Origin of the sequence: Tabrizicola sp. YIM 78059 (assembly GCF_004959785.1) — a bacterium.
In the GTDB taxonomy this organism is placed as follows: domain Bacteria; phylum Pseudomonadota; class Alphaproteobacteria; order Rhodobacterales; family Rhodobacteraceae; genus Tabrizicola; species Tabrizicola caldifontis.
Genome location: NZ_SJZH01000004.1, coordinates 79,822 through 104,506 on the forward strand (window position 1 = coordinate 79,822; position 24,685 = coordinate 104,506).

Genomic DNA, 24,685 nt, shown 5'->3' on the forward strand with positions numbered 1-24,685 from the left:
CTCTCAGGTGTAGGGCTGGACGGCCGCCCGCACCGCGCGGGCGATGTCGATGGCATTCGGCGTGTCGGAATGGATGCAGATCGAATCGCAGCGCACGGGGATGTCCGACCCATCCGTTGCCGTGCCCTTGCCTTCGGTGATCGCCCGGATGCAGCGCGCAGCCATCAGCGCGGGATCCTTGGCGTCATGCTCGCGCGTGACGATCAGGCTGCCGTCGGGGCGGTATTCCAGATCGGCATAGAACTCTGCAATGAAGCCGTGCCCCCGGGCAGGATAGATCTTTTCATGCAGCGTGCCAGTCATGCCCAGAAGCGGCACCTTGAACACATCTGCCGCGTCGCAGACCGCGTGGGCGATCTCTTCCTGACGCGCGGCCATGCCGTAAAGGCTGCCGTGCGGCTTTATGTGGTTCAGCTCCATCCCCTCGGCCTTCAGGAAGCCGCAAAGCGCGCCCACCTGGTAGATGATGCAGTTGGCCATTTCCTCGCGGCCCATCTTCATCTCGCGTCGGCCAAAGCCCTGAAGGTCGGGCAGGCTGGGATGGGCGCCAACCTTCACCCCGTGCTTCTTAGCCAGCCGCACCGTGGCGCGCATATGGTCGAAGTCGCTGGCGTGAAAGCCGCAGGCAACATTGGCAATGTGGATCATGGGCATGATTCCCGCATCGTCGCCCATGCGCCAGAGCCCGAAGCTTTCCCCCATGTCGCAGTTGATCGTGACCGGCATCGCCCCCCCTGCTGCTACTCGATCCCGCCGCAGGTTCGCCTCGGGATGGCTTCATTGCAAATTCGAATTATTGCGATACGATATCAAAAAATCAGATAGGCTTTCGGTGTCCCTTACCATCCGGCAACTTCGCTATTTCATCGCCGCGGCCGAGACCGGTCAGGTCAGCCATGCCGCAATGGAACTGAACATCTCGCAGTCGGCGGTGACGGCGGGGATCAAGGGGCTGGAGGCGACGCTGGGCGCCAGATTGCTGGCGCGAAACGCACATGGCGTATCCGTGACCCCCGAAGGTGCGCGTTTCCTTTCGCGGGCCAAGGCCATAATCGCAGCGGTCGAGGAAGCCACCCGCAGCCCCCTGGGCGAGGAGACCCAGGTCACCGGCCGTCTGCGCCTGGGGCTGACCTACACGGTCGCGGGCTATTTCATGGCCCGCCACTACGCTGCGTTCCGCCGCATCTACCCCGGCATCACGCTGGAACTGTCCGAACAGCCCCGCGCGGCGATCGAGAATGCGCTGGTCTCTGGCGGTCTTGACCTTGCGGTGATGCTGACCTCGAACCTGAGCAACACGGAAGACCTTGCCTCGGAAACCCTGTTCCGCTCGCGCCGGCGGCTGTGGCTGCCGTCGGATCACCGCCTGCTGGCTGCGCCCGAAATCAGCCTGCACGACGTGGCGCAGGAACCCTATGTGATGCTGACCGTGGACGAGGCCAGCCGGACCGCAGGGCGCTACTGGGACAGATACGGTCTGGTCCCGAAAACGGTCTTCACGACATCGTCAGTGGAAGCCGTACGGTCGATGGTGGCCGCGGGCATGGGAGTGACCATCCTCAGCGACATGGTCTATCGACCGTGGTCTCTTGAAGGGCAACGGATCGAACAGCGCCAGACGATAGAGCCGATACCCTCGATGGACGTCGGTCTAACCTGGTCGAACGCGCGGCCCCTGTCGGTTCCCGCCCGTGTGTTCAGTGCCTTCATCACGGCGACCCTGGGATCGGGCAGCTGACGGTCAGCCTGGTGGCACGCAGGGTGCCGCATGCGGCCCGGCGCCCGGCAAGATGACGGATGACACCCTGATGCAGATCAAGGGCAGATCGCCAGCCGCCGGACTAGTTTGCTCACCATGCAGACCCGATTGCCGGTTTCGTGCGAGAGATCAGATGACATCATCGGCACGGGTAGCCGATAGTGGGCACAGCCCGGTTGGCAGCCGCGCGAAATGGCGCACGGGGCCGGGCAAGAGCTGAGGGGGCTCGATACCGCGATGGCAAGGACCGGAAGATCTTTGACAGGCAAGCCCGCCCCTGCCCATCCGATCCGGCGTGAGCGTCCGCTGCCCTGGACCGATCCGAAGCCTGACAGCGACGATCCGCGATCCTCGGATCTGGTCAATGCCATTCTGGCCAGCCCCGAATACCGCGAGGCAGACGGCGATCTGGACTTCCTGGAAAGCGAGGTGGCGCGCGGCCTGAGGCTGCAGATGGACTTCCTGAAGACCGAGACACTTTTGCAGGCGCGTGGCATCCGGCATTCCATCGTGGTCTTCGGCAGCACGCGGGTGCCCGAACCCCGCGCAGCGGCCAGGCGGGTCGAGGATCTGGAGGCCGACTGCGCGCGGAACCCCCAGGACGCCGAACTGGCGCAGCGTCTGCGCATCGCGCGGCGCGTGCAGGAAAAAAGCCGCTACTATTCAGTGGCGCGCGACTTCGGCCGGCTTGTCGGGACGGCGAGGGTCGCACCGGGTGGGCAACTTACCATCGTCACCGGCGGCGGGCCCGGCCTGATGGAAGCCGCGAATCGCGGCGCGCATGATGCCGGCGCCCCTACGGTCGGCCTGAACATCACGCTTCCCCACGAACAGTTTCCGAACCCCTATCTGACCCCGGGCCTCTGCTTCCGGCTGCATTATTTCGCCATCCGCAAGCTGCACTTCCTGCTGCGCGCCCGGGCGCTGGTGGTGTTTCCCGGCGGCTACGGCACACTGGACGAACTGTTCGAGACGCTCACCCTGATCCAGACCCGCAAGATCACGCCGATGCCCGTGATCCTGGTCGGGCAGGACTACTGGCGGCGCGTCTTCGATCCCGACTTCCTGGTCGAGGAAGGCGTGATCGACCCCGAGGATCGCGACCTGTTCTGGTTCGCGGAAACAGCCGAGGAAATCTGGTCCGACATCCTGCGCTGGTACGATCAGGCCGGACTTCCCCTTCTGCCCGCAACGACCGACAAGGGAGACTGACCATGCGCCTGACCTTTCACGGAGCCGCAGGCGGTGTGACCGGATCATGCCACCTGCTCGAGGCGAACGGCAGACGCATCCTGATCGACTGCGGCATGTTCCAGGGCGGGCAAGAGCTGGACGAAGAGAATGCCGCCGATTTCGGCTTTGATCCCGGATCGGTGGACCTGCTTCTGCTGACGCATGCCCATCTGGACCACTGCGGACGCATTCCGCTTCTGGTCAAGCGCGGCTTTTCCGGAGAGATCATCTGCACGGCGGCGACACGCGATCTGACGAGGCTGGTCCTGCTCGATTCCGCCAAGCTGCATGAAGAGGAAGCACGTCGCAAACGGCGGCACGGGGAAAGGACCGAGCCGCTTTATGACACCATGGACGTGTTGGACAGTCTGGACCGCTTCGGCCGGATCGCAATCTATGGACAGACCATCGACCTGGGCGATGGAATCGTGTCGCGCTGGCATGATGCGGGACATATCCTTGGGTCCGCCAGCATCTGCCTCGACATCACCAGGAAGGGCATGACCAGGCGCATCCTGTTCTCGGGCGACATCGGGCCGGCGGTCCGGCCGCTGCTGAATGCGCCGCAGCCCCCTTCGGGCGCGGATGTGGTAGTCATGGAAAGCACCTATGGCGACCGCGACCACAGGTCGATGGAAAGTTCGGTTGCCGAGTTCCTGGCCGTGATCCGCCGCACCGTGGCGCGCGGCGGCAATGTCGTCATTCCCACGTTCGCGCTGGAACGGGCACAGGAACTGCTGTTCGTGCTGCGGGAAGGCGCAGGCAGGGGTGCCCTACCGCACGGGCTTCAGGTCTTTCTGGATTCGCCCATGGCGATTTCGGCCACGCAGATCTACCGCCGGCATCCCGGTGATCTGAAACCGGACCTGGCCGCGCTTCTGGCCCAGGGCCGGGATCCCTTTGCCGTGCCGGAACTGCACTATGTCGAAGAGGCAGCGGAATCCATGGCACTGAATGCCATAAGATCCGGCGCGGTACTGATCGCGGGGTCCGGCATGTGCACCGGCGGGCGTGTGCGCCACCATCTGCGGCACAACCTGGGACACGCCGATTGCAGCGTGATCTTTGTCGGCTTCGCCGCCAGGGGCACGCTGGCCCGGATCATCATCGACGGGGCACGCACGGTGAAGCTTTTCGGCGACGAGGTGCCCGTTCGCGCACAGATCCATACGATCAACGGCTTTTCCGCCCATGCCGGCAAGTCGGACCTGATCGACTGGCACAGCAGAACCGGCAACCCGGAGGTAACCTTCCTTGTCCATGGCGAGGACGAGGCGCGCAGCGCGCTTGCCAAGTCCCTGACCGGAACACGGGTCGAGCAGCCCGTCCAGCACGAACGCCATGACCTCTGACCATCCAGATCCGGCCATGGACGGAAGCGCAGGGCAAGGCAAAGGGAGCCGAGACATGGACGCCCGCCCCCATCCTGGCCTGCGCAGAGCCTTGAGTGACCGGCGGCCCCGGCATGCTGCGGGCAATGGGTCGAGGGCCGGGGGGTTCTGCCATGGCTGAGGTTCCGGCTGCCTGGTGGTCATGCCCCGCCTCCGATCTGTTTGAGGCGCTGGGATCGGATTCAGCGGGTCTAGACAGCGTCGAAGCCGCAAGGCGGCTGGAAGAGGCGGGGCCGAACCTTGTTTCCGCGCACCGGCGGACTGGATGGGCGGGCCTGCTGCTGCGGCAATACGAAAGCCCGCTGGTCCTGATCCTGATCTTCGCAGCCCTGGTCTCGGCGGTCGTGCAGGAATGGACCGAAGCGGCCATCATCCTGGGTATCGTCGCGGGCAGCACGCTGCTGAGCTTTGCGCAGGAATACCGTGCCGCCCGCGCCGTCGAGGCGCTGCAGGCCCGCCTCGCCCTGACCGTCACCGTGCTGCGCGATGGCAAGCGGGTCGAGCTTCCAGCGCAGGACGTTGTGCCCGGCGACATCGTGCTTCTGTCGGCAGGCGACCTGATACCGGCGGATGGCGTGATCATCGAGGCGCGGGATTTTCTGGTCAGCCAGGCCTCGCTGACCGGAGAATCCTTTCCGGTAGAAAAGCGCCCGGCGCCAACACCACCCGAAGCGCCGCTGGCCGAGCGGACGAACGCCGGCTTCATGGGAACATCAGTCCGCAGCGGCACTGCACGCATGCTGGTTGTCGTCACGGGCAGGGCCACGGCCTACGGCGACATCGCCAAACGGATGAGCCAGCGTGACCCGGAAACCGAATTCGAACGCGGCTTGCGGCAGTTCGGCACGCTTCTGATGCGGGTCATGATGATCATCACGATTTTCGTGCTGACGGCAAACCTGATGCTGGACCGCCCGGTGATCGACAGCCTGCTTTTTGCCGTTGCACTTGCCGTCGGCCTGACGCCTGAACTTCTGCCCGCCATCGTCAGCGTCACCATGGCCACGGGAGCGCGGCGCATGGCGAAAGACGGGGTTCTGGTGCGCCGATCGGCGGCGATCGAAAACCTGGGAACCGCGGATATCCTGTGCTCTGACAAAACCGGTACGTTGACCAGCGGCCAGATGGCGCTGACTGCGGCAACTGACCCGCTGGGGCAGGAGTCGGACGCCGTATTCCGCCTGGCCCTGATCAATGCCCATTTCGAGACCGGAATCGAGAACCCTCTGGATGAGGCGATCGTGGCCGCGGCCCCGGCCCGAGGCGTGGCCCTGCCCGACAATCCGAAGGTGGACGAGATTCCTTACGATTTCCTGCGCAAGCGGCTGACCATCGTGGTCGATCTGCCGGGCGAGGAAGCCCATCTGGTCGTCACCAAGGGATCCTTCGATACGGTTCTCGACTGCTGCGATACGATCGAAACGCCCGAAGGCACCCTGCCGCTTGACACGGCCCAGCGGGCCCGCCTGGCCGATCTGGTCGCCGACCAGGGGGCGGAAGGGATCCGCGTGCTTGGCCTGGCCTACCGGCGGCTTCCACCAAAGGCGCGCTACGAAGTAGACGACGAAGCCGGAATGACTTTTGCCGGCTTTCTTCTGTTCTCGGATCCGCTGAAGCCGGGAATCGAAAGAACCCTTGTGGATCTGGCCAACCTGGGCGTTTCGGTGAAGATCATCACGGGCGACAACCGGCATGTGGCCGAACACGTCGCCCGCGCAGTGGGGCTGCAACCCGTCGTCATCACCGGGCCCGAACTGGTGGCCGCGCGGGACGAGGCGTTGTGGCACCTGGCCGAAGAATGCAACGTCTTTGCCGAGGCAGACCCGCAGCAAAAGGAAAGAATCGTCCGCGCCCTGCAAACGCGCGGCCATTCGGTGGCCTACATGGGCGATGGCATCAACGACGCCCCGGCGCTGCGACAGGCAGACGTCGGCATCTCGGTCGAGGATGCGGTCGATGTCGCCAGGGAAAGCGCCGACATCGTTCTGCTGGCACCCGACCTGGACATCCTGCGCCGGGGTATCGTCGATGGCCGCCGGACCTTTGCAAACACTCTGAAATACATCCGCATCACCACCAGTGCGAATTTCGGCAACATGATCAGCATGGCGCTGGGCACGCTGTTCCTGCCTTTCCTGCCCCTGACAGCGGCGCAGATCCTGCTGAACAACTTCATGTCCGACATCCCATCGCTGGCAGTGGCCAGTGACCAGGTCGATGCCGAAACCGTGGCACATGCGCCGCGTTGGGACCTGCGGTCGATCCGCAGTTACATGATCGTCTTCGGATTGATCAGCACGCTGTTCGACCTTGTGACCTTCGTCGTCCTCACCCGCGTCTTCGGCGCCGACCAGACCCTGTTCCAGAGCACCTGGTTCGTAGTCTCGCTGTTGACCGAGCTGGCTGTCGTCATGGTCCTGCGGACGCGCCGGGTGTTCTGGTCCAGCCGCCCCAGCCCGCTGCTGCTGCTGGCCACCATGATCATCGCCGTGCTTGGATTGTGCCTGCCCATGATGGGCGCCGTGGCGGGGCTTTTCGGAATGGCGCCCCTGCCTGTCCCGGTGCTGGCCACGGCGATCGGAATTGTGGTGCTGTACATCGCAACCACCGAAATCCTGAAGCTGGCCTTCTATTCAAGGCACGCAGACTGACCGCTGGCGGAAGTGGCGGACAGCCTTCCGGGCCGGCAGACCGCAACCCATGACGCAGCGTACGCCGGACCTCAGCGACCGCCACGGCTGCGCTTTCCGCCGCGCTGGCCTGCCCGTCCGGCGGTGGACCGACCACTGCGCTTCACGGCCTCTTCCACCGCCTCCTCGATCACCTCCTGCCGGGCAAAGGGATCGTCGGCGATGGCCAGTTCCACCGCTTCCAGCCGCTTGATCTCGTCGCGCAGCCGCGCGGCCTCCTCGAACTCCAGGTTCTCGGCCGCCTTGCGCATCTGGGTGCGCAGCGCGTCGAGGTGGGCTGCCAGGTTCTGGCCGACCATCGGCTTTTCCACCTTTGTCGTGATCCGGGCCTGGTCCGTGTCGCCCTGCCAGAGGCCCGCCAGCACGTCCTCGACGTTCTTTTTCACCGTCTCGGGCGTGATCCCGTGCGCCAGGTTGTAGGCCATCTGCTTTTCGCGGCGCCGGTTGGTTTCAGCCAATGCCCGTTCCATGCTGCCGGTGATTCGGTCGGCATACATGATGACCCGGCCTTCCGCGTTCCGTGCGGCGCGGCCGATGGTCTGGATGAGGCTCGTCTCGGACCGCAGGAAGCCTTCCTTGTCCGCATCCAGGATCGCCACGAGGCCGCATTCCGGGATGTCCAGCCCCTCGCGCAGCAGGTTGATACCCACCAGAACGTCAAAGGCCCCCAGCCTCAGGTCGCGCAGGATCTCGATGCGTTCGATCGTGTCGATGTCGGAATGCATGTAGCGCACCCGGATGCCCTGTTCGTGCAGGTAATCCGTCAGGTCCTCGGCCATGCGCTTGGTCAGCACCGTGACAAGGGTGCGCAGGCCGCGGGCCGAGACCTTGCGGATCTCGTCCAGAAGATCGTCCACCTGCATCTCGACGGGGCGGATTTCGACCACGGGGTCCAGAAGGCCCGTGGGGCGGATCACCTGTTCGGTAAAGACGCCGCCGGTCTGTTCCAGTTCCCAGGCGGCAGGGGTGGCCGAGACGAATATCGATTGCGGGCGCATCGCGTCCCATTCCTCGAACTTCAGCGGCCGGTTGTCCATGCAGGAGGGCAGCCGGAACCCGTGTTCGGCCAGCGTGAACTTGCGCCGGAAGTCGCCGCGATACATGCCGCCGATCTGGGGCACCGAGACGTGGCTTTCATCGGCGAAGACGATGGCGTTGTCGGGGATGAATTCGAACAGGGTCGGCGGCGGCTCACCGGGCGCGCGCCCGGTGAGGTAGCGGGAATAGTTCTCGATCCCCGCGCAGGACCCTGTCGCCTCCAGCATCTCGAGGTCGAAGTTGGTGCGCTGTTCCAGCCGTTGCGCTTCCAGCAGCTTGCCTTCGGCCTGCAACTGCTTGAGCCGGTGGAACAGCTCTTCCCGGATGCCCTTGATCGCCTGTTGCAACGTCGGGCGCGGGGTGACGTAGTGGCTGTTGGCGTAGATGCGGATCTGCTTGAACGTGTCGGTCTTGGCCCCGGTCAGCGGATCGAATTCGGTGATCGCCTCCAGCTCTTCGCCAAAGAAGCTGAACCGCCAGGCGCGGTCCTCAAGGTGGGCGGGCCAGACCTCCAGACTGTCGCCCCGCACCCGGAAGGCGCCGCGCTGGAAGGCGCCGTCCAGCCGGCGATACTGCTGCGCCACCAGATCGGCCATCACCTTGCGCTGGTCATAAAGCTGGCCGACGATCAGATCCTGCGTCATCGCCGAATAGGTCTCGACCGAGCCGATGCCGTAGATGCAGCTGACCGAGGCGACGATGATCACATCGTCGCGTTCCAGCAGCGCCCGGGTCGCCGAATGGCGCATCCGGTCGATCTGTTCGTTGATCTGGCTTTCCTTCTCGATATAGGTGTCGGTCCGCGGCACATAGGCCTCGGGCTGGTAGTAGTCGTAGTAGGAAACGAAGTATTCCACCGCGTTGTCGGGGAAGAAGCCCTTGAATTCCCCGTATAATTGCGCGGCAAGCGTCTTGTTGGGCGCCAGGATGATCGCCGGGCGCTGGGTGGCCTCGATCACCTTGGCCATGGTGAAGGTCTTGCCGGTGCCGGTCGCACCCAGAAGCACCTGGTTGCGTTCGCCCGACAGGATGCCCTTGGTCAACTCGGCAATCGCGGTCGGCTGGTCACCCGCCGGCTGGAAGGGCGTCTGCATGACGAAACGGCGGCCGCCCTCCAGCTTGGGCTTCGTCAGGACATCCGGGCGCTCGGTGATCGCGTTGGAATTGTTGTGCGGCATGCTGCGAGCCTTTCCGGGGGAAGTCACGGGACGCAACAGATTTGATCCGTTCTTGTTCCCGGACAAGCGCCAATCCGAAGGCCAAGGTTGCCCAGGGAAGGTCAAGCCGCTAAGGCAGGCCGGAAGAGGTGCTTGATGGCAGAAAAGATCGACTCGCGCGCGGTGGGGCTTGATGTGGGGCTGGCCTTCATCCGCTGGCTGACCGGGGCCGAAAACCTGCACTACGGGTTTTGGACGGGCCTTGACGTCACCGCCGGCAACCTGAAGGCCGCGCAGGAGGCCTACACGGCCAAGCTGTTCGGTTATCTTCCCGAAGGTCGCTTGCGCATTCTGGATATCGGCGGCGGCGCGGGCGAAACGGCACGAAAGCTGATTGATCTGGGGCATGAGGTGCAGATCGTCGTGCCCTCTGCCTTTCTAGCCCAGCGCTGCCGCAAGAACGCGCCGGGTGCTGTGGTGCATGAATGCACATTTGAAGACTTCACCGGCACGGGACCGTTCGACCTGTGCCTGTTTTCCGAAAGCTTTCAGTACATTCCGCTGGCCGAAAGTCTGCCGAAGTGCGCCGCCCTGCTGGCACCGGGCGGACAGGTGCTTGTCGCCGACTGTTTCCGCACCGAGGCCTACAAGGGCCGGCAGGCGCATGGCCCGCAGCCGGGCGGTGGCCATCCTCTGGCTGCCTTTCGTAAGGCGCTGAACCGTTCTGCCTTCCGTGTGGCGGCCGAGGAGGACATCACCGACGCTGTCGCCCCTTCGATCGACCTGGAACAGCAGTTGTTCAACGTGATCGGGCACGCCGTGACCAGGGTCTCGGACGAGATCCGCGCGAAGAAGCCTGCCGCGCACTGGACCCTGGGCCGCTTCATCGGCCTGTTCCTGTCGAAGAAGCGCCGGGCGAACCTGATGCGACGCCTGACCGGAACCGACCGCAACGCCCAGGCATTCAGACGGTTCAATCGCTATCTGATCCTGCGGCTGGAGCAGACGGCATAGGCTGCAGATCAACTTTTGGTTATTTTCTGCCCCGCGCGACATCCCACGGTTGCAACATCGCCCGGAGTCGGGCAACCTGACACGGCAAGCAGCAACTGAAGCTGCCGGTTGGCCCCTTTCCACACACCACCCACACTCCCCGGGGCCGACCGGCAGCCCTTTGCGGACCCTTGCGCTTTCCGCGAAGCTTGGGAATAACGGGGGCCATCTGCCGGAGGACCGAAAATGCGTGCCCGCATCTACCAGCCCGCCAAGACCGCGATGCAGTCGGGGACCGCCAAGACCCATCAATGGGTACTGGAATTCGCGCCCGCCACGGCGCGCGAGGTCGATCCTCTGATGGGCTGGACCTCGTCAGGCGACACTCAGACCCAGGTGCGGCTGCGTTTCGACACCCGCGAGGCGGCCCTGTCCTATGCAGCCGAACACGGAATCGAAGCCGACGTGGTGGACCCCAAGCCGCGCAAGCCTGTGATCCGTCCGCGCGGCTATGGTGAAAACTTCGCCACCGACCGCCGGGGTGCCTGGACGCATTGAATGCCCGCCATTATCGCCGAGGAACACCCGCTGACCCCCGACCTCGCGCTGCTTTTCGAGCGGCATACGGCGGACATGCATGCAGATACGCCGCCTGAATCGATCCACATGATGGACAAGGGCGCACTTGCCGCACCGGGGATCCGGTTCTTCGTGCTGCGCGAGGATGGCGTTCCGTTGGCCATGGGAGCCTTCAAGCGGATTGACGCGACGCACGCAGAGATCAAATCGATGCATGTGCTGGCCGAAGCCCGGGGCCGCGGCTTGTCGAAGGCGATGCTCGACCATCTGATCGCCGAGGCCAGGAAAGACGGTTTCACCCGTCTTAGCCTTGAAACCGGAGTGCAGCCGACCTTCGTGGCTGCCCGCGCGCTTTATGCCCGGGCGGGGTTCATCGAATGCCCGCCCTTCGAGGGCTATTGGGACGATCCGAATTCGATATTCATGACGAAGGTGCTTGCCTGATCCCTTGCCATGCCGCAAAAGGGCGCGGCGCGGGCTCATAGCTCAACTGGATAGAGCAAGGACCTTCTAAGTCCGAGGTTGAGGGTTCGAGTCCTTCTGGGCCCGCCACTTTCCCGCAGGCCGCCGCCGTCGAGGGCATCAAGCCCCCTCCGCCGGCAGTGCCATAAGATGGATGGTCAGGTCGGCGATGAAGGCGCCCCGCCCTCGAAGCGGTTGCCGTGGCGATAGTCGCAGGGCGCTTCCTGCATCTGCAGATGCAGGCCCGTGCCGGTGAAGGGATGGGCGCGGGCCACCTCCTCGTCGAACTCGATCCCCAGCCCCGGGGCCTCGGGCGGCAGGATGTAGCCGTCCTCCCAGCGGATCGAGTTGCGGATCAGCTTCTGGTGGAAGGTGCCGCCGGTTTCGATCGTCTCGGCGATGAGAAGGTTCGGTATCGAGGCCGACAGGTGGATGTTGGCCGCCCATTCGACAGGGCCGGCGTAAAGGTGCGGTGCCATCTGGGCGTTGAAGACCTCGGCCATGGCGGCGATCTTCTTCGCCTCCCAGATCCCGCCGACCCGGCCCAGCGCCGGTTGCAGGATCTTGACGCCACCGGCGCGCAGGAGGGTGCCGAATTCCGCCTTGGTGGTCAGCCGTTCGCCGGTGGCCAGCGGCACGCGGACCGATTTCGCCACCTCGGCGAATTCCAGCAGGTTGTCGGGCGGGATCGGCTCTTCGTACCAGAGCGGGTTGTAGGGTTCCAGCTCCCGCCCCAGCCGGATCGCACCGGGCGTGGAGAACTGGCCATGCGTCCCGAACAGAAGGTCCACCCGGTCGCCCACCGCCGCGCGGATCGCCTTGCAGAAGGCGACCGACCGGGTGATGTCCGACATCGCCGGTTCGTGCCCGCCGCGGATCGTGTAGGGCCCGGCCGGGTCGAACTTCACCGCGGTGAAGCCCGCGTTCATGAACCGCACCGCGGCCTCGGCGGCGGCGTCGGGATCGACCCAGAATTCAGCCGATTCCTTCCCGGGCTCGGGGTAAAGGTAGGTATAGCTGCGGATCCGGTCGTTCATCCGCCCGCCTAGCAGTGCCCAGACCGGGCGATTGCGCGCCTTGCCCAGGATGTCCCAGCAGGCGATCTCCAACCCCGCGAAGGCGCCCATCACCGTTGGGTCGGGGCGCTGGGTGAAGCCCGCCGAATAGGCGCGGCGGAACATCAGTTCGATGTTTTCCGGGTTCTCGCCCTGCATGTGGCGTTCGAACACGTCCTCGATCACGGCGCGCATCGCCTTCGGTCCGACGGTCGAGGCGTAGCATTCGCCATAGCCAACGATGCCGCTGTCGGTGATCAGCTTCGGGAAGATCCAATAGCGCCCGCCCCAGCCGGGAAAGGGCGGGGCAACTACGAAGATTTCAAGATCCCTCAGTCTCATGCGCACACCCCTGCCTGACCCGCATTGCCCCGGGACATGACACATACCGCCCGTGGCCCCCGGCTTGCTGTCCGGAAGGCTAGGGAAGGACGATCCACCCCGCCGTTCTGAAAGCGACAGAAATGCGTCGCCAGCGATTGGGCCCGCGAGGATCGACCGTGCGTGACCCTTGCGGTTTGCGCCCGCAAGGGCTGAGGCCTGTCATGTCAGCCAACCGGATCCGTGATGGAGCCTGCGATTTCCGCCAGCAATGCGGCCAGCCGTCCCGGCATCGACAGAAATGGCGAATGCCCCGACTGCAGCCTGTGGATGCAGCCTGCCGGCAGGATTGCAGCCATGCGCGCCTGATATTCAGGCGGTATGGTCTGATCACTTTCGCAAATGATGTAGTGCCGGGGCATCAGCTGCGCCGACCGTGGCCAGAGCGGCGTCTGCTGCGGCAGCACGGGCTGCGGGCAGAGGCGGGCAACGGCATCGGCCGCGACATCGTCGCTGCAGTCCTGGTAGAAAGCCGCCGGGGCAAGGCCCGGATCGATGGTGAAGCTCTGCCTGTCCTCGGCCATCCGTATGGCCGGCAGCAGGGGCTGCGAGGGGCCGGCGCGCCGCATGTCGGCAAGGCTCTGGCCCGCAACTGGAAGATAGGCGCACAGGTAGACCAGGCCTGCAAAGCGCGAGGGATCGGCCTCGGCCGCCGCGGTGATGGCGTAGCCCCCGGCCGAGTGGCCGACCAGAATCGTGCCGGGTGTAGCGGCGGCAAGGATGGCTTGCGCATAGGCATCAAGCGTCGTCGGGCTGCCGTCCCGGCCGGGCAGGTCGATGGCGCGGGCCCCGACGCCAAGTCTGGCAAGTTCGGGCAGCAGCCTGTCGAAGCACCAGGCTCCATGGCAGGTGCCGTGAACCAGAAGCAGGTCAGACATGTCCGATCCGGGTCAGAAAGCCGAGCAGCACCTGGGCAAAGGAGTCAGGCTGGCTGAGCATCGACAGGTGGCTGCCCCCGCGCAACAGTTGAAAGGAAGAACCTGCGATAAGCTCGGCAAGTTCGCGCTGCATGTCGGGCGGTGTCTTGCGGTCGTCACCGCCGGCAAGCACCAGCGTTGGCAGGGTCAGCGTGGCAGTCGTCTGGTATAGATCGGCCGTCGCCACGGCTGCGGCGAGGCCCTGCCAGCCCTCTGGTCGCGTGTCGGAAAGCATCGCGCGCGCGGGCTCGACCACCGGAGAGGTGCGCCAGCGCGGCCCCAGCAGGGCTGCACATTCGGCATCAAGGTCAGGGCCGACCGAGCGCAAGCGGGCGATCCGGGCCTGCCAGGTTGCGGGCGTGGCAAAACGGGTGGCTGACCCTGTCAGCACCAGGGCACGCACAAGGTCGAGGCGCTTCACGGCCAGACCCTGGGCCAGTAGCCCCCCCTCCCCCGCACCCAGCACGACCGCATCCCTGATGGCAAAGTGGTCCATCAGCCGTTCGACATCGCGGATCAGCATGCCTAGGGTGTAGGGCGGCGCGGGGCTGTCCGAAAGACCGTGACCGCGCAGGTCCAGCCGCAAGGTGCGTGTCGGCAGATGCGGCAGCAGCCCGTCCCAGAGCCGCCGATCCAGGCCGAGGCCGTGGATAAGCACAAGCGGCGGGGCGTTTTCTGGTCCGGTCAGTTCGGCATTCAGCCGCAGGTCATTCAGCCAGACCAGCATCAGGCGAACCGCTTCAGCGCCATGGCAAAGACGGCAGGATCGACATTTCCGCCAGTGGCGACCGCGATCACCGTCTCTGACAGGTCTGGCTGGAAAAGGGCCGCAGCCAGAGCGACGGCGCCACCGGGCTCCAGGACGATGTGCAGATGGGCAAAGGCCAGCGCCATCGCTTGCAGCGCCTGCTCGTCGCTGACGACCAGACCGGGGCCGGCCAGGCGGGAAAGGATCGGCAGGGTCAGCGCGCCGGGCGCAGGTGTGAGGATCGCATCGCAGAGCGATCCGCCCGCGGTCGGGTTCCGCTGACGCCGGCCGGTGGACAGCGACCGCGCCATGTCATCGAAGCCGTCGGGTTCCACGGTCCGCACCCGCAGCTCAGGCGCCCGAGCTTCAAACGCCAGTGCAATGCCGGACGCAAGGCCCCCGCCCCCGCAACAGACCAGCACATCGGCCCCGGCAAGACCGGCCTCGGCCGCCTGCTCGGCGATTTCCAGCCCAACACTGCCCTGCCCGGCAATCACCTGCGGGTCATCAAACGGCTTGATCAGGGCAAGACCACGCTCGGCTGCAATGGCGGCACCCAGCGCGTCGCGATCTTCGCGGGCGCGGTCGTAGAGCACGACCTCCGCGCCATAAGCGCGGGTGTTGCCGATCTTCACGGCAGGGGCGTCTGCAGGCATCAGGATCACGCAGGGGCTGCACAGACATGCCGCCGCGCGCGCAACCCCCTGGGCGTGGTTTCCCGAGGAATAGGCGATCACCCCGCGTGCCCGCGCCCTGCTGTCCAGCGCGGACAGGGCGGCCCAGCCGCCCCTTGCCTTGAAACTACCGGTCACCTGCAGGCACTCGGCCTTCACAAACACCTTGCGACCGGCAATCCGGTCAAGCAGCGGGGCGTGCAGAAGCGGTGTGCGCCGGATGTGGCCGGCAAGGCGTTCAGCCGCGGCGTCGATCAGCGCGATGTCGGTCATTGCAGGCTTGCCACGAACGACCGGATAAGGGCTACCGCCTCCGGTTCGTCGAGGAAGGGAATATGCGCGCGGCCCGGCACCTCGGCAAACATCATGTCGGGGCGGCGGGCGCGCATCTTGCGGACCGTCGCGGCGGTGAGAAGGTCGGAATTCGCGCCGCGGATCAGCGCAAGCGGCAACCCTGCAAGCGCATCGAAAAGGGGCCACAGGTCGGCGGGCGGACCGTCGAAGGCGGCAAGGAACGCGTCGCGCAGCGCAGGATCGTAGGTGATGCGCAGGCCTTCCGGCGTTTCGATGGCATGCTTGCGCGCCTCGGCCAGCCATCTGGTCATCGGCACCCCGTCGAAGCCCGGGCTCTGGGCCAGACGCTCGGCAAGGCCCTGAAAGGTCTTGCCGGCAGGATTGCGACCGACGTAGTCAAATATCCGCAGCAGCCCTTCGCGGGCGATCTCGGGTCCGACATCGTTGAGGCAAAGTCCCAGAACCCGATCGGATGCCACCGCGCCTAGCAGCATTCCGATCAACCCGCCGCGCGAGGTTCCCAGGATCGCCGCCCTTGCCACGCCCAGGTGGTCAAGCAGCGCCTGCACGTCCTTCGCCTCCTGCTCGACAGTATAGGTCGCGGCACCGGTCCAGTCGCTGGCACCCCTGCCCCGGTAGTCCATCCGGATAAGTCGAAGGGGCGGCAGGTGCGGGATCAGGTAGTCGAAATCGGCCATCGACCGGGTAAGGCCCGGCAGGCACAGCAGCGGCAGGCCCTCGCCTTCATCCCGGAAGGCAAGGCGCGCCCCGTCTGCAGCTTGGAAGTGCTGGATTGCGTCGGTCATCGGGCGAAACTGGCACAGACGGCGCACGGGGGAAAGGGGCAGCGCGGCCATGGCCAAGACCGCCCAACGCCCACCGGTGGACCCGCAGGCTCACCAGGGCTCGGCAGCCAGGGGGTGAACTTTCACGAGGATGGTCACCCCCAACGGCATCTGGCTGCGATCACCAGACTTCAGCTTTGGGCGAGCAAGGCTGAAAACCCTGCTCGGACCAAGGTTACCGCCCGTCGGAGACCATGCGATGGAACAGATGCGTGAAGGTCGCCACGCCTAGAACCGGGATCACGAGGTTGAGGATCGGGATCGACAGCGGTGCGGCCATCAGGGTGCCGGCGATCCAGATCCTGATCCCGTTGCGCCGCCGCATTGCCCGGACCTCGGCCACCGGCAGGCGGCGCAGCGCGACCAGGGTGAAATATTCGCGGCCCAGCAGAAAGCCGTTCACGACCCAGAACAGGACCGGCACGAAGGGCCCTGCCAGCGGATAGGCGAAGATCGCCACCACATTCACCGCGATCAAGATTCCGAGGAAGTTCACCGACTGGCGCAGCGCCTCGCCCCAGCCGGGCGCCAGGGCGGGCGGCAGTTGCGGGTAATGCCGGTCTTCGACGGCCTGGGCCACGTCTTCCAGGAACAGCCCGCTGAAGGCCGCGGCGACCGGCACCATCAGAAAGATCGACAGCCCCAGCATGACCAACAGCGAGGTCCATCCCAGAAGTGTCTCGATCCCGGTCACCGGGCCGACGAACGGTACCTCGACGCTGTCCGGGGTCAGCCACCAGATGACCTGCAGGAACCCCGCATAGACTGCCACGAGAAGCGCCAGCGCCAGCAGGATACCAAGCAGCACCACCCGGCGGAAACGCTTGTCGCCCAGCTGCCCCACCGCACGCAGGAAGGAGGAGAGGATCACGCCTCGACCCATGTCACGATACGCCCGAGATCGGGACGGGGGCGGTCCGGGCCATCCGCGGGCGGGGTGCCGATATGGACGATCCCTGCAACGGTTTCCCCTTCGACGCAGCCGAAGGCGCGGGCCGCGAAGACGGGGTCGTGCGCCGGCCAGCCAGTCAGCCAGCAGGCCCCCCAGCCCGCGGCCTCGGCTGCATTGACGATGCCGAAGCACAGCGCGGCAGCGGACATTAGCTGTTCCACTGCCGGGATCTTGGGCGAAGGTCTAGGCGATGAGATCACCACCACGGCCAGCTTGCCAAGGTCATACTGGCCGCGACCCTTGGCCACCATCTCGGCATCACCGCCCAGTTCCCCCGCCCGTTCTTCGGCCAGATTGGCCAGCCGCGCGAAGGCTGCCCCCCGCAGCACGATCAGTCGCCAGGGTTCAAGCTTGCCATGATCGGGGACGCGTGTGGCGGCGGTCAGGATTTCGGTCAGCTGGTCACGATCCGGGACCGGATAGGTGAACAGCTTCGCCGGCCGTGAGCGGCGGGCTTTCAGAAAGGCAAGGGCTGCATCGTTGCGGGTGGGCATGGCGGTCCTGTCGGTTCGCATCGCGCCGGAGCCTAGCCTGGACCATTGGGGGATGCCAGAACCTGCAGCCGTTCGGCAAGGCCGGGTCCGCGGCTCGTCGATGATGGCGTCAGTCCTCGCGTCGGGCCCGACGAAGGGTTGCAGTTGCACAAGCGGGCGTTAGGCACGCAAATCGGTATTCCGCGCAATCAGACCCCTAAGGCGCCGGCAGCGTCTTCGATCCACCCGCGCGCAAAGGCATCGAAGCGGGCGTCGGGCTGGCGTTTCTCCAGCACCGGCGCAAGAGGATCGGGGGCACTGACGGGGGCGGCGCTCAGTTCTTCCAGCACGGCGTGGCCACAGAACGGGACATAGACCTCGGAATAGCCGCCCTCATGTACCAGAACCAGCCGCCCGTCGCACAGCGCCGCTGCGGCCTGCATCATCTGGCGGGTCATCAGACGGAAGGTTTCGGCCGTGCAAAGCATCCGGCCCAGCGGATCGACCGCCGCCGCATCGAAGCCGCAAGCGACAATGAGCACCTCGGGCCTGAAACGATGCAGGGCGGGAAGGACCACCCGCTCCATCGCAAAGAGATAGGCGGCATGGCCGCAGCCGGGAGGCAGCGGCAGGTTGATGTTGCTGCCGGGTGCTTCCGGACCTCCCGTCGCCTCGATGCCGCCGGTGTCCAAGGGGTAGTTCCGATCCTGATGCAGGCTGATCGTCAGCACGTCCGGGTCGTTCCAGAAGATGGCCTCGGTCCCGTTGCCGTGATGCACATCCCAGTCGACAACCGCGACACGACGCACAAGCCCTTCGGCCTGCGCTGCCCGGATCGCCACCGCGATGTTGTTCAGCAGGCAGAAACCATTTGGGAAATCGGCGGTACAATGATGCCCCGGCGGGCGCGAGAGCGCATAGGCATTGGCGACCTCGCCCCGCAGGACCGCCCGCAACGCCGCCTTGGCCAGACCCGCCGACAGGGCCGCGATCTCATACCCGCCCTTGCCGAAGGGCGTGCGCAGGCCCAGCTCTCCCCCGCCCGCATCCGACAGTTCCCTGAAGGCCGCAAGATAGCTTTCGGGGTGAACACGCAGCAGGTCGGCATCGCTGGCCGGACCGGCGCTGCGCATGTCGAGGTGGTGGCAAAGGCCTGTCACATCAACCAGGTTCTTCAGCCGCCGCTTGGTTTCGGGGTTTTCCGGCAGACCGCCGGGCATCGGCTGGACCAGGCCGCCGACCGGAAGGGTAAAGGCATAGTTGCCGCCGCCATGCCAGAAGCAGCGTTCATCGGTGTAAAAGGCGGTCGTCATTGCAAGGCTCTCCCGGGGTGGCAGGCAGCCTAGCCGGCTGGACGCCGGATGGCCAGCGTCAGACCGTGTGCAGGTAGAGGTCGAAATCGACTTCGCTGACTGTGCGCATCACACGCTGGTATTCCGCCGCCTTGATCGCTGTGAAGGTGCGGTGCATGTCCTCGCCCAGGGCGTCCCTCAGGAAAGCCGACCGTTTCGCCGCCTCGATCGCCGACTTCCAGTCGGCCGGAATCTCGGCGCTGCTTTCGTCCTCATAGCCGTTGCCGGTGGTTTCGGGGCCGGGGTCGATCCTGTTCGTCAGCCCGTGACGGATGCCGGCCAACACGGTTGCGGCCACCAGATAGGGGTTGGCATCCACCCCGGCCGGGCGATGCTCGATCCGCCGGGCCCTGATGTCGCCTGCCGGGATGCGCAGGGCGACCGAACGGTTGTTGACCCCCCAGGTCGGGCTGACCGGCGCGTAGGACTGGTTCGCGAACCGGCGCCAGGAGTTCGCATGAGGCGCGAAGACCAGCATGCTTTCGCCCATGGTGCTTTTCAGCCCGCCCAGCGCGTGCAGGATCGTCGGGTTCCACTTGCCCTCTTCCGCTTCCACGAAGACGTTCTTCCCTGCGTCATCCAGCAGTGAGACGTGGAAATGCATCCCGGAACCGGCGTAGTTCTCGTTCGGCTTGGCCATGAAGCAGGCGACGACGCCATGCGCCCGTGCCTGCGCCCGGACGATGCGCTTCAGCCGCATCAGGTCGTCGGCGGTCTGCATCACATCGGTGCGGTAGTGCAGCGTCAGTTCATACTGCCCGGGGGCATATTCCGAGATCAGTGTTTCGGCCTTGATCCCCGCCTTCTCGGCCCCGGCGTAGATGTCGCTGAAAAGGGGCAGCATTCCATGCAGGTGATCGACCGAATAGACCTCGGTCTTGCGGCTGACCCGGCCATCCAGAACGTCGCGGGCGGGTTGCATCTTGCCGTCGGGGCCGCGTTCGGGGTCAAGCAGGAAGAATTCCAGTTCGAAGGCCCCGGCCGGATGCAGCCCTTCGGACGCCAGCGCATCGACCTGACGTTGCAGGGCGTGGCGCGGGTCCGAGGTCATCGGCGCGCCGTCGAGGGTGTACATCGACATGAACACCTCACCGCGCGGGGGCTGGGTGTTGTGCAGGGCCTTCAGCGTGCCCGGAATCGGCCAGGCGCGCAGGTCGCCGTCGCCCTGGTCCCAGATCAGACCCGTTTCGTGCACGTCCTCGCCGCAGATGTCGAGGCCGAGGATCGAAATCGGCAGATGCCGGCCATTGTTGTAAAAGGACAAGAGCTCATGGCGGCGGATGATCTTTCCCCGGCCGATTCCGTTGGCGTCGTGCAGGATAATGTCAAACGCCTCGATTTCGGGATGGGCCGCGAGGAAAGCTTCCGCCTCGGCGGGGGTCGAGCCGGAGGGGCTGGTCGTGGTCATGGTCAGGCTGCCTGGAAAAGGTCGGTAAGGATGGCGTCGAAGCTGGCGATCAGGCGATCGACCTGGGCCTTCTTGGTTGCCGGGCTGATCAGCATCATGTTGTGGAAGGGCGCGATCAGCGTGCCGCGGTTGATCAGCGCGGTGTGGATCGCGGCTTCGACCCGTGGCTGGTGGGCAAGGGCGGCCTCGGTCCCGTTGCGCAGGGGGCCGGGGGCGCAGATGAATTCAACCCGCGCGCCGACACGGACGACGTGCCAGGGCGCGCCGTGCCGCTCGATCACCTTGCGCAGGCCTGCAGAGAGGCGTTCGGCCAGCTTCTCCATATGGGTATAGTTTTCGGGCGTCATGACCTCGGAAAGGGTCGCGACGAGGCAGGCGAACTGCATCGGGTTCGCCGACAGGGTAGTGCCCATGCCGGTGCGGCCGGGCCCGCGTCTTGTGTCGGCCTCATGGTAGCGCCGGGCGGTCTCCTCGGTCAGGCCCCAGACGGCGGTGGGCATGCCGCCGGCCACGCATTTGCCGACAACGAAGATGTCGGGGCGCAGCGAATGCACCCGGGTATAGCCGCCGAGGCCGGACGAGATGGTATGCGTCTCGTCCATGATCAGCAGCGCGCCGTATTTCAGCGCGAGCTGACGCAACCCGTCGTGGAAGCCCGCATGCGGAAGGACCATGCAGGAGTTGGTCATCACCGGCTCGGTCAGGATGGCGGCAACGTCGCCCTTGGCCAGCGCGGCCTCGACCCCGGCAAGGTCGTTGAATTCGCAGGCGACGGCGGTCTGCGACAGGTCGTTGACCTGGCCGAGGAGCCCCGGCGCGTTCACCGTGCGGCCGTTTTCCAGCACGACGAAGGTGTCGTCCACCGTGCCGTGGTAGCAGCCGTTGAACACCAGCACCTTGGGCTTGCCCGTGATGGCCCTCGCCACGCGCAGGGCAAAGCGGTTGGCATCGGTTGCGGTGGTGGCGATCTGCCAGCGGAAGGGTCCGAACCGTTCGGTCAGAAGGCGCCCGGCCTCAAGCGCGGTCTCGGTCGGCAGCATGTAGGTCAGGCCGCGGCGGGCCTGGTGGCGGATGGCTTTCGCCACGGGCGGCGGCGAATGGCCAAACATCGACCCGGTGTCGCCGAGACAGAAATCATCGAGCGTGATGCCGTCGATGTCCTCGATCCGCGCGCCATGGGCCTTTTCGACCAGCGGCAGGTGCGGCATGGGCCAGTCGGACATCCAGTGCATCGGCACGCCGCCGAGGAAATGCCCCGCTCCCTTCGCAAGGGCCTTGGCGGCCTTCGGTCGGGCCTTGGCATAGGCCGCCGCCTCGCGCGCGGCAAAGGCGGCAAGGCGGTCCTGCGGGATTCCTGCGATCAGGGTGTCGGGCATGGGCGTCGTCTCTCGGATACTGCCCGTATATGCGACAGAATTTGATCAAAAAGCAAGCGGCGGCTCGTCCTGCATCTGCGACGCGCCCTCGCAGCGGCCGCGAGCGGTTGCAAGGCCGCCGACGACCTGTATCCGTCAGGCCCAGCGGCCCTCGAAATCTTCGGGCACCAGCAGGTTGTGCCGCCCCATGTCCTTCACATCGCGTTCGCCGCACAGGGCCATGGTGATGTCCATCTCCTTGCGGATTACCTCCAGCGCCGTGGTCACACCAGCCTCACCCATCGCGCCGAGGCCGTGGATATAGGCCCGGCCGATCATGGTGCCCTTCGCGCCCAATGACAGGGCCTTCAGCACATCCTGGCCCGAGCGGATGCCCGAATCCAGCCATACCTCGGTCTGGTCCCCGATTGCCCGGACAATCGACGGCAGCATTCGGATCGAGCTCAGTGCCCCGTCCAGCTGCCGCCCGCCGTGGTTCGACACCACGACGGCATCGGCCCCGGCATCTGCGGCCATCCTCGCATCCTCGGGGTCGAGAACGCCCTTCAGTATGAACTTGCCCTTCCACTGGTCACGGATGCGGGCAACCTTCTTCCAGTCGAGCTTCGGATCGAACTGTTCGTTCGCCCAGGCTGTCAGGTCGGCAAGGCTGGTGACGTTCTTCACATGGCCGACAATGTTTCGGAACTGCCGCCGCGGTGTCTTCAGCATGTTCCACGACCACCGCGGCTTTGTCGCCATGTTGATCAGGTTCGGAATGGTCGGCCGCGGCGGGCTGGTCAGCCCATTCTTCAGATCCTTGTGCCGCTGGCCGAGGATCTGAAGGTCCAGCGTCAGCACCAGCGCGCTGCACCTCGCGGCACGGGCACGTTCGATGACGCCGTCCACGAAATCCTCGTCCTTCATCACATAAAGCTGGAACCAGAACGGGTCGGGGCTGTGGGCGGCCACGTCCTCGATGGAACAGATCGACATGGTGGAAAGCGTAAAGGGAACGCCGAATTTCGCAGCCGCGCGCGCGGCGTGGATCTCGCCGTCGGGGTACTGCATCCCGGTCGAGCCCACTGGGGCCAGAGCCACCGGAATCGTCACCTTCTGCCCGGCCATCGTGCTTTCCAGAACGCGGCCCGACAGGTCGCGCGCCACGCGCTGGCGGAAGCGCAGCAACGCAAAGTCGGTAGTATTCTCGCGAAAGGTCTGTTCGGTGTAACTGCCGCTTTCGCAGTAATCCCAGAACATCTTCGGCGTGCGCTTCCTGTGCAGGCGCTTCAGATCCTCGATGCAGGTGATGACGGGCATGGGCGCGGTCCCTCGCGGCGGATTGGTAAGCTTGTGTTACCAATGCCGCAGGGTCACGTCCATCCTTTCGGCACGGGCGAGGAAAGGCGTGCAACGGGGTTCATCACCGGCGGCGGGCCCGATCCCATGGTGGACGCCGGCGCCGCGCGGCGTGTCAGGCCGAATGCGCCCCATCCGACAGGGCCTTGACGCGGGCCAGCACCTCGGGAACCGGCACGCCGGCACCGATGTCCTTCACGATGGCCGAGCCTACGACACAGCCGTCGGCGACGGAAGCGATGGCCTTCGCGGCCTCGGGCGTGGTGATGCCGAAACCAACGATCACCGGCAGGTCTGTAGAGCGCTTGATCCGCGCGACCTCGGGGGCGACATCCGCCGCCTGAGCCGCCGCTGCCCCCGTAATCCCGGTGATCGAGACATAATAGACGAAACCGCTGGTGTTCTGCAGCACCTTGGGCAGGCGCTTGTCATCGGTGGTGGGCGTGGCAAGGCGGATGAAGTTGATGCCGGCCTTCTGGGCCGGGATGCACAGTTCGTCGTCCTCCTCTGGCGGCAGGTCAACGACAATCAGGCCGTCTATCCCGGCTGCCACCGCCTCGTGCAGGAAGCGGGCGACGCCGCGGGAATAGATGGGGTTGTAGTAACCCATCAGCACGATCGGCGTGGTCTTGTCCCCCTCGCGGAAGGCGCGCACCATGGCCAGCACCTTGTCCAGCGTCATCCCGCCTTCCAGCGCGCGCTGCCCCGCAGCCTGGATCGTCGGGCCATCGGCCATGGGGTCGGTGAAGGGCATACCCAGTTCGATGATGTCCACCCCAGCCCCAGGCAAGCCCTTCATCACCGCCAGAGAAGTCGCCTGATCAGGGTCACCACCCATGATGTAGGCGACGAAGGCCTTCTTCCCCTCGGCCTTCAGCCGCGCGAAGGTATCGTCGATCCGTGTCATGGCATCCCCCGGTAAACCCGGTTCCATCTGCCATGCGCAGGCGGGGGAAATCAATGGGTGCCGGGCACCCTATCGCAGGCCCACCGCGCGAAACCAGGCGCCAAGCGCGGCCTGGACATAATCAGCCGCTGTCCCCTGCCGCGTGAAGGCCCACCAGATCAGCGCCCCCTGCCAGACCTGCAGCATCTGCCAGCCAAGGCCCAGGCCGACTTCCGGCGCAGGGTCAAGCCGGCGCCCCAGGGCCGCCGCCAGCCGCTCGCCCCAGGCCTTGCCGCGGGCTCGCAGCACCGGGTTGCGGAAATCCTCGCGCAGCAGGAGAAGGCCCTCGGTCACATCCGTTTCCGCCTGATCCAGAGGCATCAGGGCTGCCAGAAGATCCATCGCACCCTCTGCCCCTTCAGCCGCCCCGGCATCCGCCGCATCGGTCGCCGCGTCCAGCCGGTCCCATGCTCGCAGCAGGACCGCCTCGATCATCGCCTCGCGGCTGCGGAACCGCTGCACCAGCGTCGCCGGAGACACCCCCGCTGCCGCCCCGGCCAGCGCAAGGGTCAACCCGTCCGGCCCATGCCGGACAAGTGCGGGCATCAGCCGGTCAAGCAGGTCGCCGTCGGAAACGCTCTTGTGTCTTGCCATGGGCGAAAATATTAAATGTGCGTTTATTTA

The 24,685-nt window shown here is 65.6% G+C and carries 22 protein-coding genes and 1 tRNA gene; 8 read left to right on the forward strand and 15 right to left on the reverse strand.

Going from position 1 to position 24,685, the window contains the following annotated elements:
• Positions 1-3 precede the first annotated feature (3 nt).
• Positions 4-726 carry a LamB/YcsF family protein gene (locus EZM81_RS07155; protein WP_135450975.1) on the reverse strand — a complete coding sequence of 241 codons (723 nt, stop codon included), beginning with the start codon at positions 724-726 and terminating at the stop codon, positions 4-6.
• 106 nt (positions 727-832) lie between these two features.
• Here EZM81_RS07155 and EZM81_RS07160 point away from each other — a divergent pair, with 106 nt between their 5' ends.
• The 4 genes from EZM81_RS07160 (at position 833) to mgtA (ending at position 7,034) form a co-directional block, all read left to right on the forward strand.
• A complete protein-coding gene (locus tag EZM81_RS07160) occupies positions 833-1,738 on the forward strand; it encodes a LysR family transcriptional regulator (protein WP_135450976.1) in 906 nt (301 codons plus the stop codon).
• Positions 1,739-2,017: 279 nt separating this feature from the next.
• Positions 2,018-2,971 carry an LOG family protein gene (locus EZM81_RS07165; protein WP_248298151.1) on the forward strand — a complete coding sequence of 318 codons (954 nt, stop codon included), beginning with the start codon at positions 2,018-2,020 and terminating at the stop codon, positions 2,969-2,971.
• Positions 2,972-2,973: 2 nt separating this feature from the next.
• The gene (locus EZM81_RS07170; RefSeq protein ID WP_136645268.1) at positions 2,974-4,344 is read left to right on the forward strand and encodes an MBL fold metallo-hydrolase; all 1,371 of its coding nucleotides are present in this window, start codon (positions 2,974-2,976) and stop codon (positions 4,342-4,344) included.
• A gap of 152 nt (positions 4,345-4,496) precedes the next feature.
• A complete protein-coding gene (gene mgtA / locus EZM81_RS07175; protein ID WP_211195390.1) occupies positions 4,497-7,034 on the forward strand; it encodes a magnesium-translocating P-type ATPase in 2,538 nt (845 codons plus the stop codon).
• Positions 7,035-7,105: 71 nt separating this feature from the next.
• On the opposite strand, the gene uvrB is transcribed toward mgtA, so the two are convergent.
• Positions 7,106-9,289 (reverse strand): excinuclease ABC subunit UvrB, encoded by a 2,184-nt coding sequence (uvrB, locus tag EZM81_RS07180; RefSeq protein ID WP_136645269.1) that lies wholly within the window; start codon positions 9,287-9,289, stop codon positions 7,106-7,108.
• 135 nt (positions 9,290-9,424) lie between these two features.
• On the opposite strand from uvrB, the gene EZM81_RS07185 reads away from it, so the two are divergent.
• The 4 genes from EZM81_RS07185 (at position 9,425) to EZM81_RS07200 (ending at position 11,392) form a co-directional block, all read left to right on the forward strand.
• A complete protein-coding gene (locus EZM81_RS07185; protein ID WP_248298152.1) occupies positions 9,425-10,282 on the forward strand; it encodes a trans-aconitate 2-methyltransferase in 858 nt (285 codons plus the stop codon).
• 225 nt (positions 10,283-10,507) lie between these two features.
• Positions 10,508-10,819 carry an ETC complex I subunit gene (locus EZM81_RS07190; protein ID WP_135450982.1) on the forward strand — a complete coding sequence of 104 codons (312 nt, stop codon included), beginning with the start codon at positions 10,508-10,510 and terminating at the stop codon, positions 10,817-10,819.
• Entirely contained in the window at positions 10,820-11,284 is a 465-nt protein-coding gene (locus tag EZM81_RS07195) for a GNAT family N-acetyltransferase (protein WP_136645271.1), read from the forward strand.
• A 31-nt stretch (positions 11,285-11,315) separates the two neighbouring features.
• A tRNA-Arg gene (locus EZM81_RS07200) sits at positions 11,316-11,392 on the forward strand.
• A 68-nt stretch (positions 11,393-11,460) separates the two neighbouring features.
• Here EZM81_RS07200 and EZM81_RS07205 read toward each other — a convergent pair.
• From EZM81_RS07205 to EZM81_RS07265, 13 genes are all read right to left on the reverse strand, one after another.
• On the reverse strand, positions 11,461-12,699 hold the full coding sequence (locus EZM81_RS07205; RefSeq protein WP_135450984.1) for a mandelate racemase/muconate lactonizing enzyme family protein: 1,239 nt from the start codon (positions 12,697-12,699) through the stop codon (positions 11,461-11,463).
• A gap of 206 nt (positions 12,700-12,905) precedes the next feature.
• On the reverse strand, positions 12,906-13,616 hold the full coding sequence (locus EZM81_RS07210) for an alpha/beta fold hydrolase (RefSeq protein ID WP_136645272.1): 711 nt from the start codon (positions 13,614-13,616) through the stop codon (positions 12,906-12,908).
• A complete protein-coding gene (locus EZM81_RS07215) occupies positions 13,609-14,382 on the reverse strand; it encodes an alpha/beta fold hydrolase (protein WP_248298153.1) in 774 nt (257 codons plus the stop codon). The genes EZM81_RS07210 and EZM81_RS07215 overlap by 8 nt, the downstream gene beginning before the upstream one ends.
• Complete coding sequence (locus tag EZM81_RS07220) at positions 14,382-15,350, reverse strand: threonine/serine dehydratase (protein ID WP_136645274.1); 969 nt, start codon at positions 15,348-15,350, stop codon at positions 14,382-14,384. The genes EZM81_RS07215 and EZM81_RS07220 overlap by 1 nt, the downstream gene beginning before the upstream one ends.
• On the reverse strand, positions 15,347-16,177 hold the full coding sequence (locus EZM81_RS07225; protein ID WP_136645275.1) for an alpha/beta fold hydrolase: 831 nt from the start codon (positions 16,175-16,177) through the stop codon (positions 15,347-15,349). Before EZM81_RS07225 ends, EZM81_RS07220 begins: the two co-directional genes overlap by 4 nt.
• A 214-nt stretch (positions 16,178-16,391) precedes the next feature.
• Positions 16,392-17,084 (reverse strand): EI24 domain-containing protein, encoded by a 693-nt coding sequence (locus EZM81_RS07230; RefSeq protein ID WP_135451002.1) that lies wholly within the window; start codon positions 17,082-17,084, stop codon positions 16,392-16,394.
• Positions 17,084-17,662, reverse strand: a complete 579-nt coding sequence (locus EZM81_RS07235; protein ID WP_135450989.1) for a nitroreductase — start codon at positions 17,660-17,662, stop codon at positions 17,084-17,086. Before EZM81_RS07235 ends, EZM81_RS07230 begins: the two co-directional genes overlap by 1 nt.
• A gap of 188 nt (positions 17,663-17,850) precedes the next feature.
• Positions 17,851-18,954, reverse strand: a complete 1,104-nt coding sequence (locus EZM81_RS07240; protein WP_135450990.1) for a class II histone deacetylase — start codon at positions 18,952-18,954, stop codon at positions 17,851-17,853.
• 58 nt (positions 18,955-19,012) lie between these two features.
• Entirely contained in the window at positions 19,013-20,401 is a 1,389-nt protein-coding gene (locus tag EZM81_RS07245) for a glutamine synthetase family protein (RefSeq protein WP_136645276.1), read from the reverse strand.
• Between the two features lie 2 nt (positions 20,402-20,403).
• Positions 20,404-21,777, reverse strand: coding sequence for an aspartate aminotransferase family protein (locus EZM81_RS07250; RefSeq protein WP_136645277.1), 1,374 nt, complete (start codon positions 21,775-21,777; stop codon positions 20,404-20,406).
• Positions 21,778-21,912: 135 nt separating this feature from the next.
• Complete coding sequence (locus tag EZM81_RS07255) at positions 21,913-23,076, reverse strand: alpha-hydroxy acid oxidase (RefSeq protein WP_135450993.1); 1,164 nt, start codon at positions 23,074-23,076, stop codon at positions 21,913-21,915.
• A 154-nt stretch (positions 23,077-23,230) separates the two neighbouring features.
• Positions 23,231-24,022 (reverse strand): tryptophan synthase subunit alpha, encoded by a 792-nt coding sequence (trpA, locus tag EZM81_RS07260; protein ID WP_136645278.1) that lies wholly within the window; start codon positions 24,020-24,022, stop codon positions 23,231-23,233.
• A 69-nt stretch (positions 24,023-24,091) separates the two neighbouring features.
• On the reverse strand, positions 24,092-24,655 hold the full coding sequence (locus tag EZM81_RS07265) for a TetR family transcriptional regulator (RefSeq protein ID WP_135450995.1): 564 nt from the start codon (positions 24,653-24,655) through the stop codon (positions 24,092-24,094).
• Positions 24,656-24,685 lie beyond the last annotated feature (30 nt).

What these genes read in the sequence shown, in the direction of transcription:
- EZM81_RS07155 (WP_135450975.1), bottom strand. Translation starts at nt 726, where the DNA reads ATGCCGGTCACGATCAACTGCGACATGGGGGAAAGCTTCGGGCTCTGG.
- EZM81_RS07170 (WP_136645268.1), top strand. Translation starts at nt 2,974, where the DNA reads ATGCGCCTGACCTTTCACGGAGCCGCAGGCGGTGTGACCGGATCATGC.
- mgtA (WP_211195390.1), top strand. Translation starts at nt 4,497, where the DNA reads ATGGCTGAGGTTCCGGCTGCCTGGTGGTCATGCCCCGCCTCCGATCTG.
- uvrB (WP_136645269.1), bottom strand. Translation starts at nt 9,289, where the DNA reads ATGCCGCACAACAATTCCAACGCGATCACCGAGCGCCCGGATGTCCTG.
- EZM81_RS07185 (WP_248298152.1), top strand. Translation starts at nt 9,425, where the DNA reads ATGGCAGAAAAGATCGACTCGCGCGCGGTGGGGCTTGATGTGGGGCTG.
- EZM81_RS07190 (WP_135450982.1), top strand. Translation starts at nt 10,508, where the DNA reads ATGCGTGCCCGCATCTACCAGCCCGCCAAGACCGCGATGCAGTCGGGG.
- EZM81_RS07195 (WP_136645271.1), top strand. Translation starts at nt 10,820, where the DNA reads ATGCCCGCCATTATCGCCGAGGAACACCCGCTGACCCCCGACCTCGCG.
- EZM81_RS07205 (WP_135450984.1), bottom strand. Translation starts at nt 12,699, where the DNA reads ATGAGACTGAGGGATCTTGAAATCTTCGTAGTTGCCCCGCCCTTTCCC.
- EZM81_RS07210 (WP_136645272.1), bottom strand. Translation starts at nt 13,616, where the DNA reads ATGTCTGACCTGCTTCTGGTTCACGGCACCTGCCATGGAGCCTGGTGC.
- EZM81_RS07215 (WP_248298153.1), bottom strand. Translation starts at nt 14,382, where the DNA reads ATGCTGGTCTGGCTGAATGACCTGCGGCTGAATGCCGAACTGACCGGA.
- EZM81_RS07220 (WP_136645274.1), bottom strand. Translation starts at nt 15,350, where the DNA reads ATGACCGACATCGCGCTGATCGACGCCGCGGCTGAACGCCTTGCCGGC.
- EZM81_RS07225 (WP_136645275.1), bottom strand. Translation starts at nt 16,177, where the DNA reads ATGACCGACGCAATCCAGCACTTCCAAGCTGCAGACGGGGCGCGCCTT.
- EZM81_RS07235 (WP_135450989.1), bottom strand. Translation starts at nt 17,662, where the DNA reads ATGCCCACCCGCAACGATGCAGCCCTTGCCTTTCTGAAAGCCCGCCGC.
- EZM81_RS07240 (WP_135450990.1), bottom strand. Translation starts at nt 18,954, where the DNA reads ATGACGACCGCCTTTTACACCGATGAACGCTGCTTCTGGCATGGCGGC.
- EZM81_RS07245 (WP_136645276.1), bottom strand. Translation starts at nt 20,401, where the DNA reads ATGACCACGACCAGCCCCTCCGGCTCGACCCCCGCCGAGGCGGAAGCT.
- EZM81_RS07250 (WP_136645277.1), bottom strand. Translation starts at nt 21,777, where the DNA reads ATGCCCGACACCCTGATCGCAGGAATCCCGCAGGACCGCCTTGCCGCC.
- EZM81_RS07255 (WP_135450993.1), bottom strand. Translation starts at nt 23,076, where the DNA reads ATGCCCGTCATCACCTGCATCGAGGATCTGAAGCGCCTGCACAGGAAG.
- trpA (WP_136645278.1), bottom strand. Translation starts at nt 24,022, where the DNA reads ATGACACGGATCGACGATACCTTCGCGCGGCTGAAGGCCGAGGGGAAG.
- EZM81_RS07265 (WP_135450995.1), bottom strand. Translation starts at nt 24,655, where the DNA reads ATGGCAAGACACAAGAGCGTTTCCGACGGCGACCTGCTTGACCGGCTG.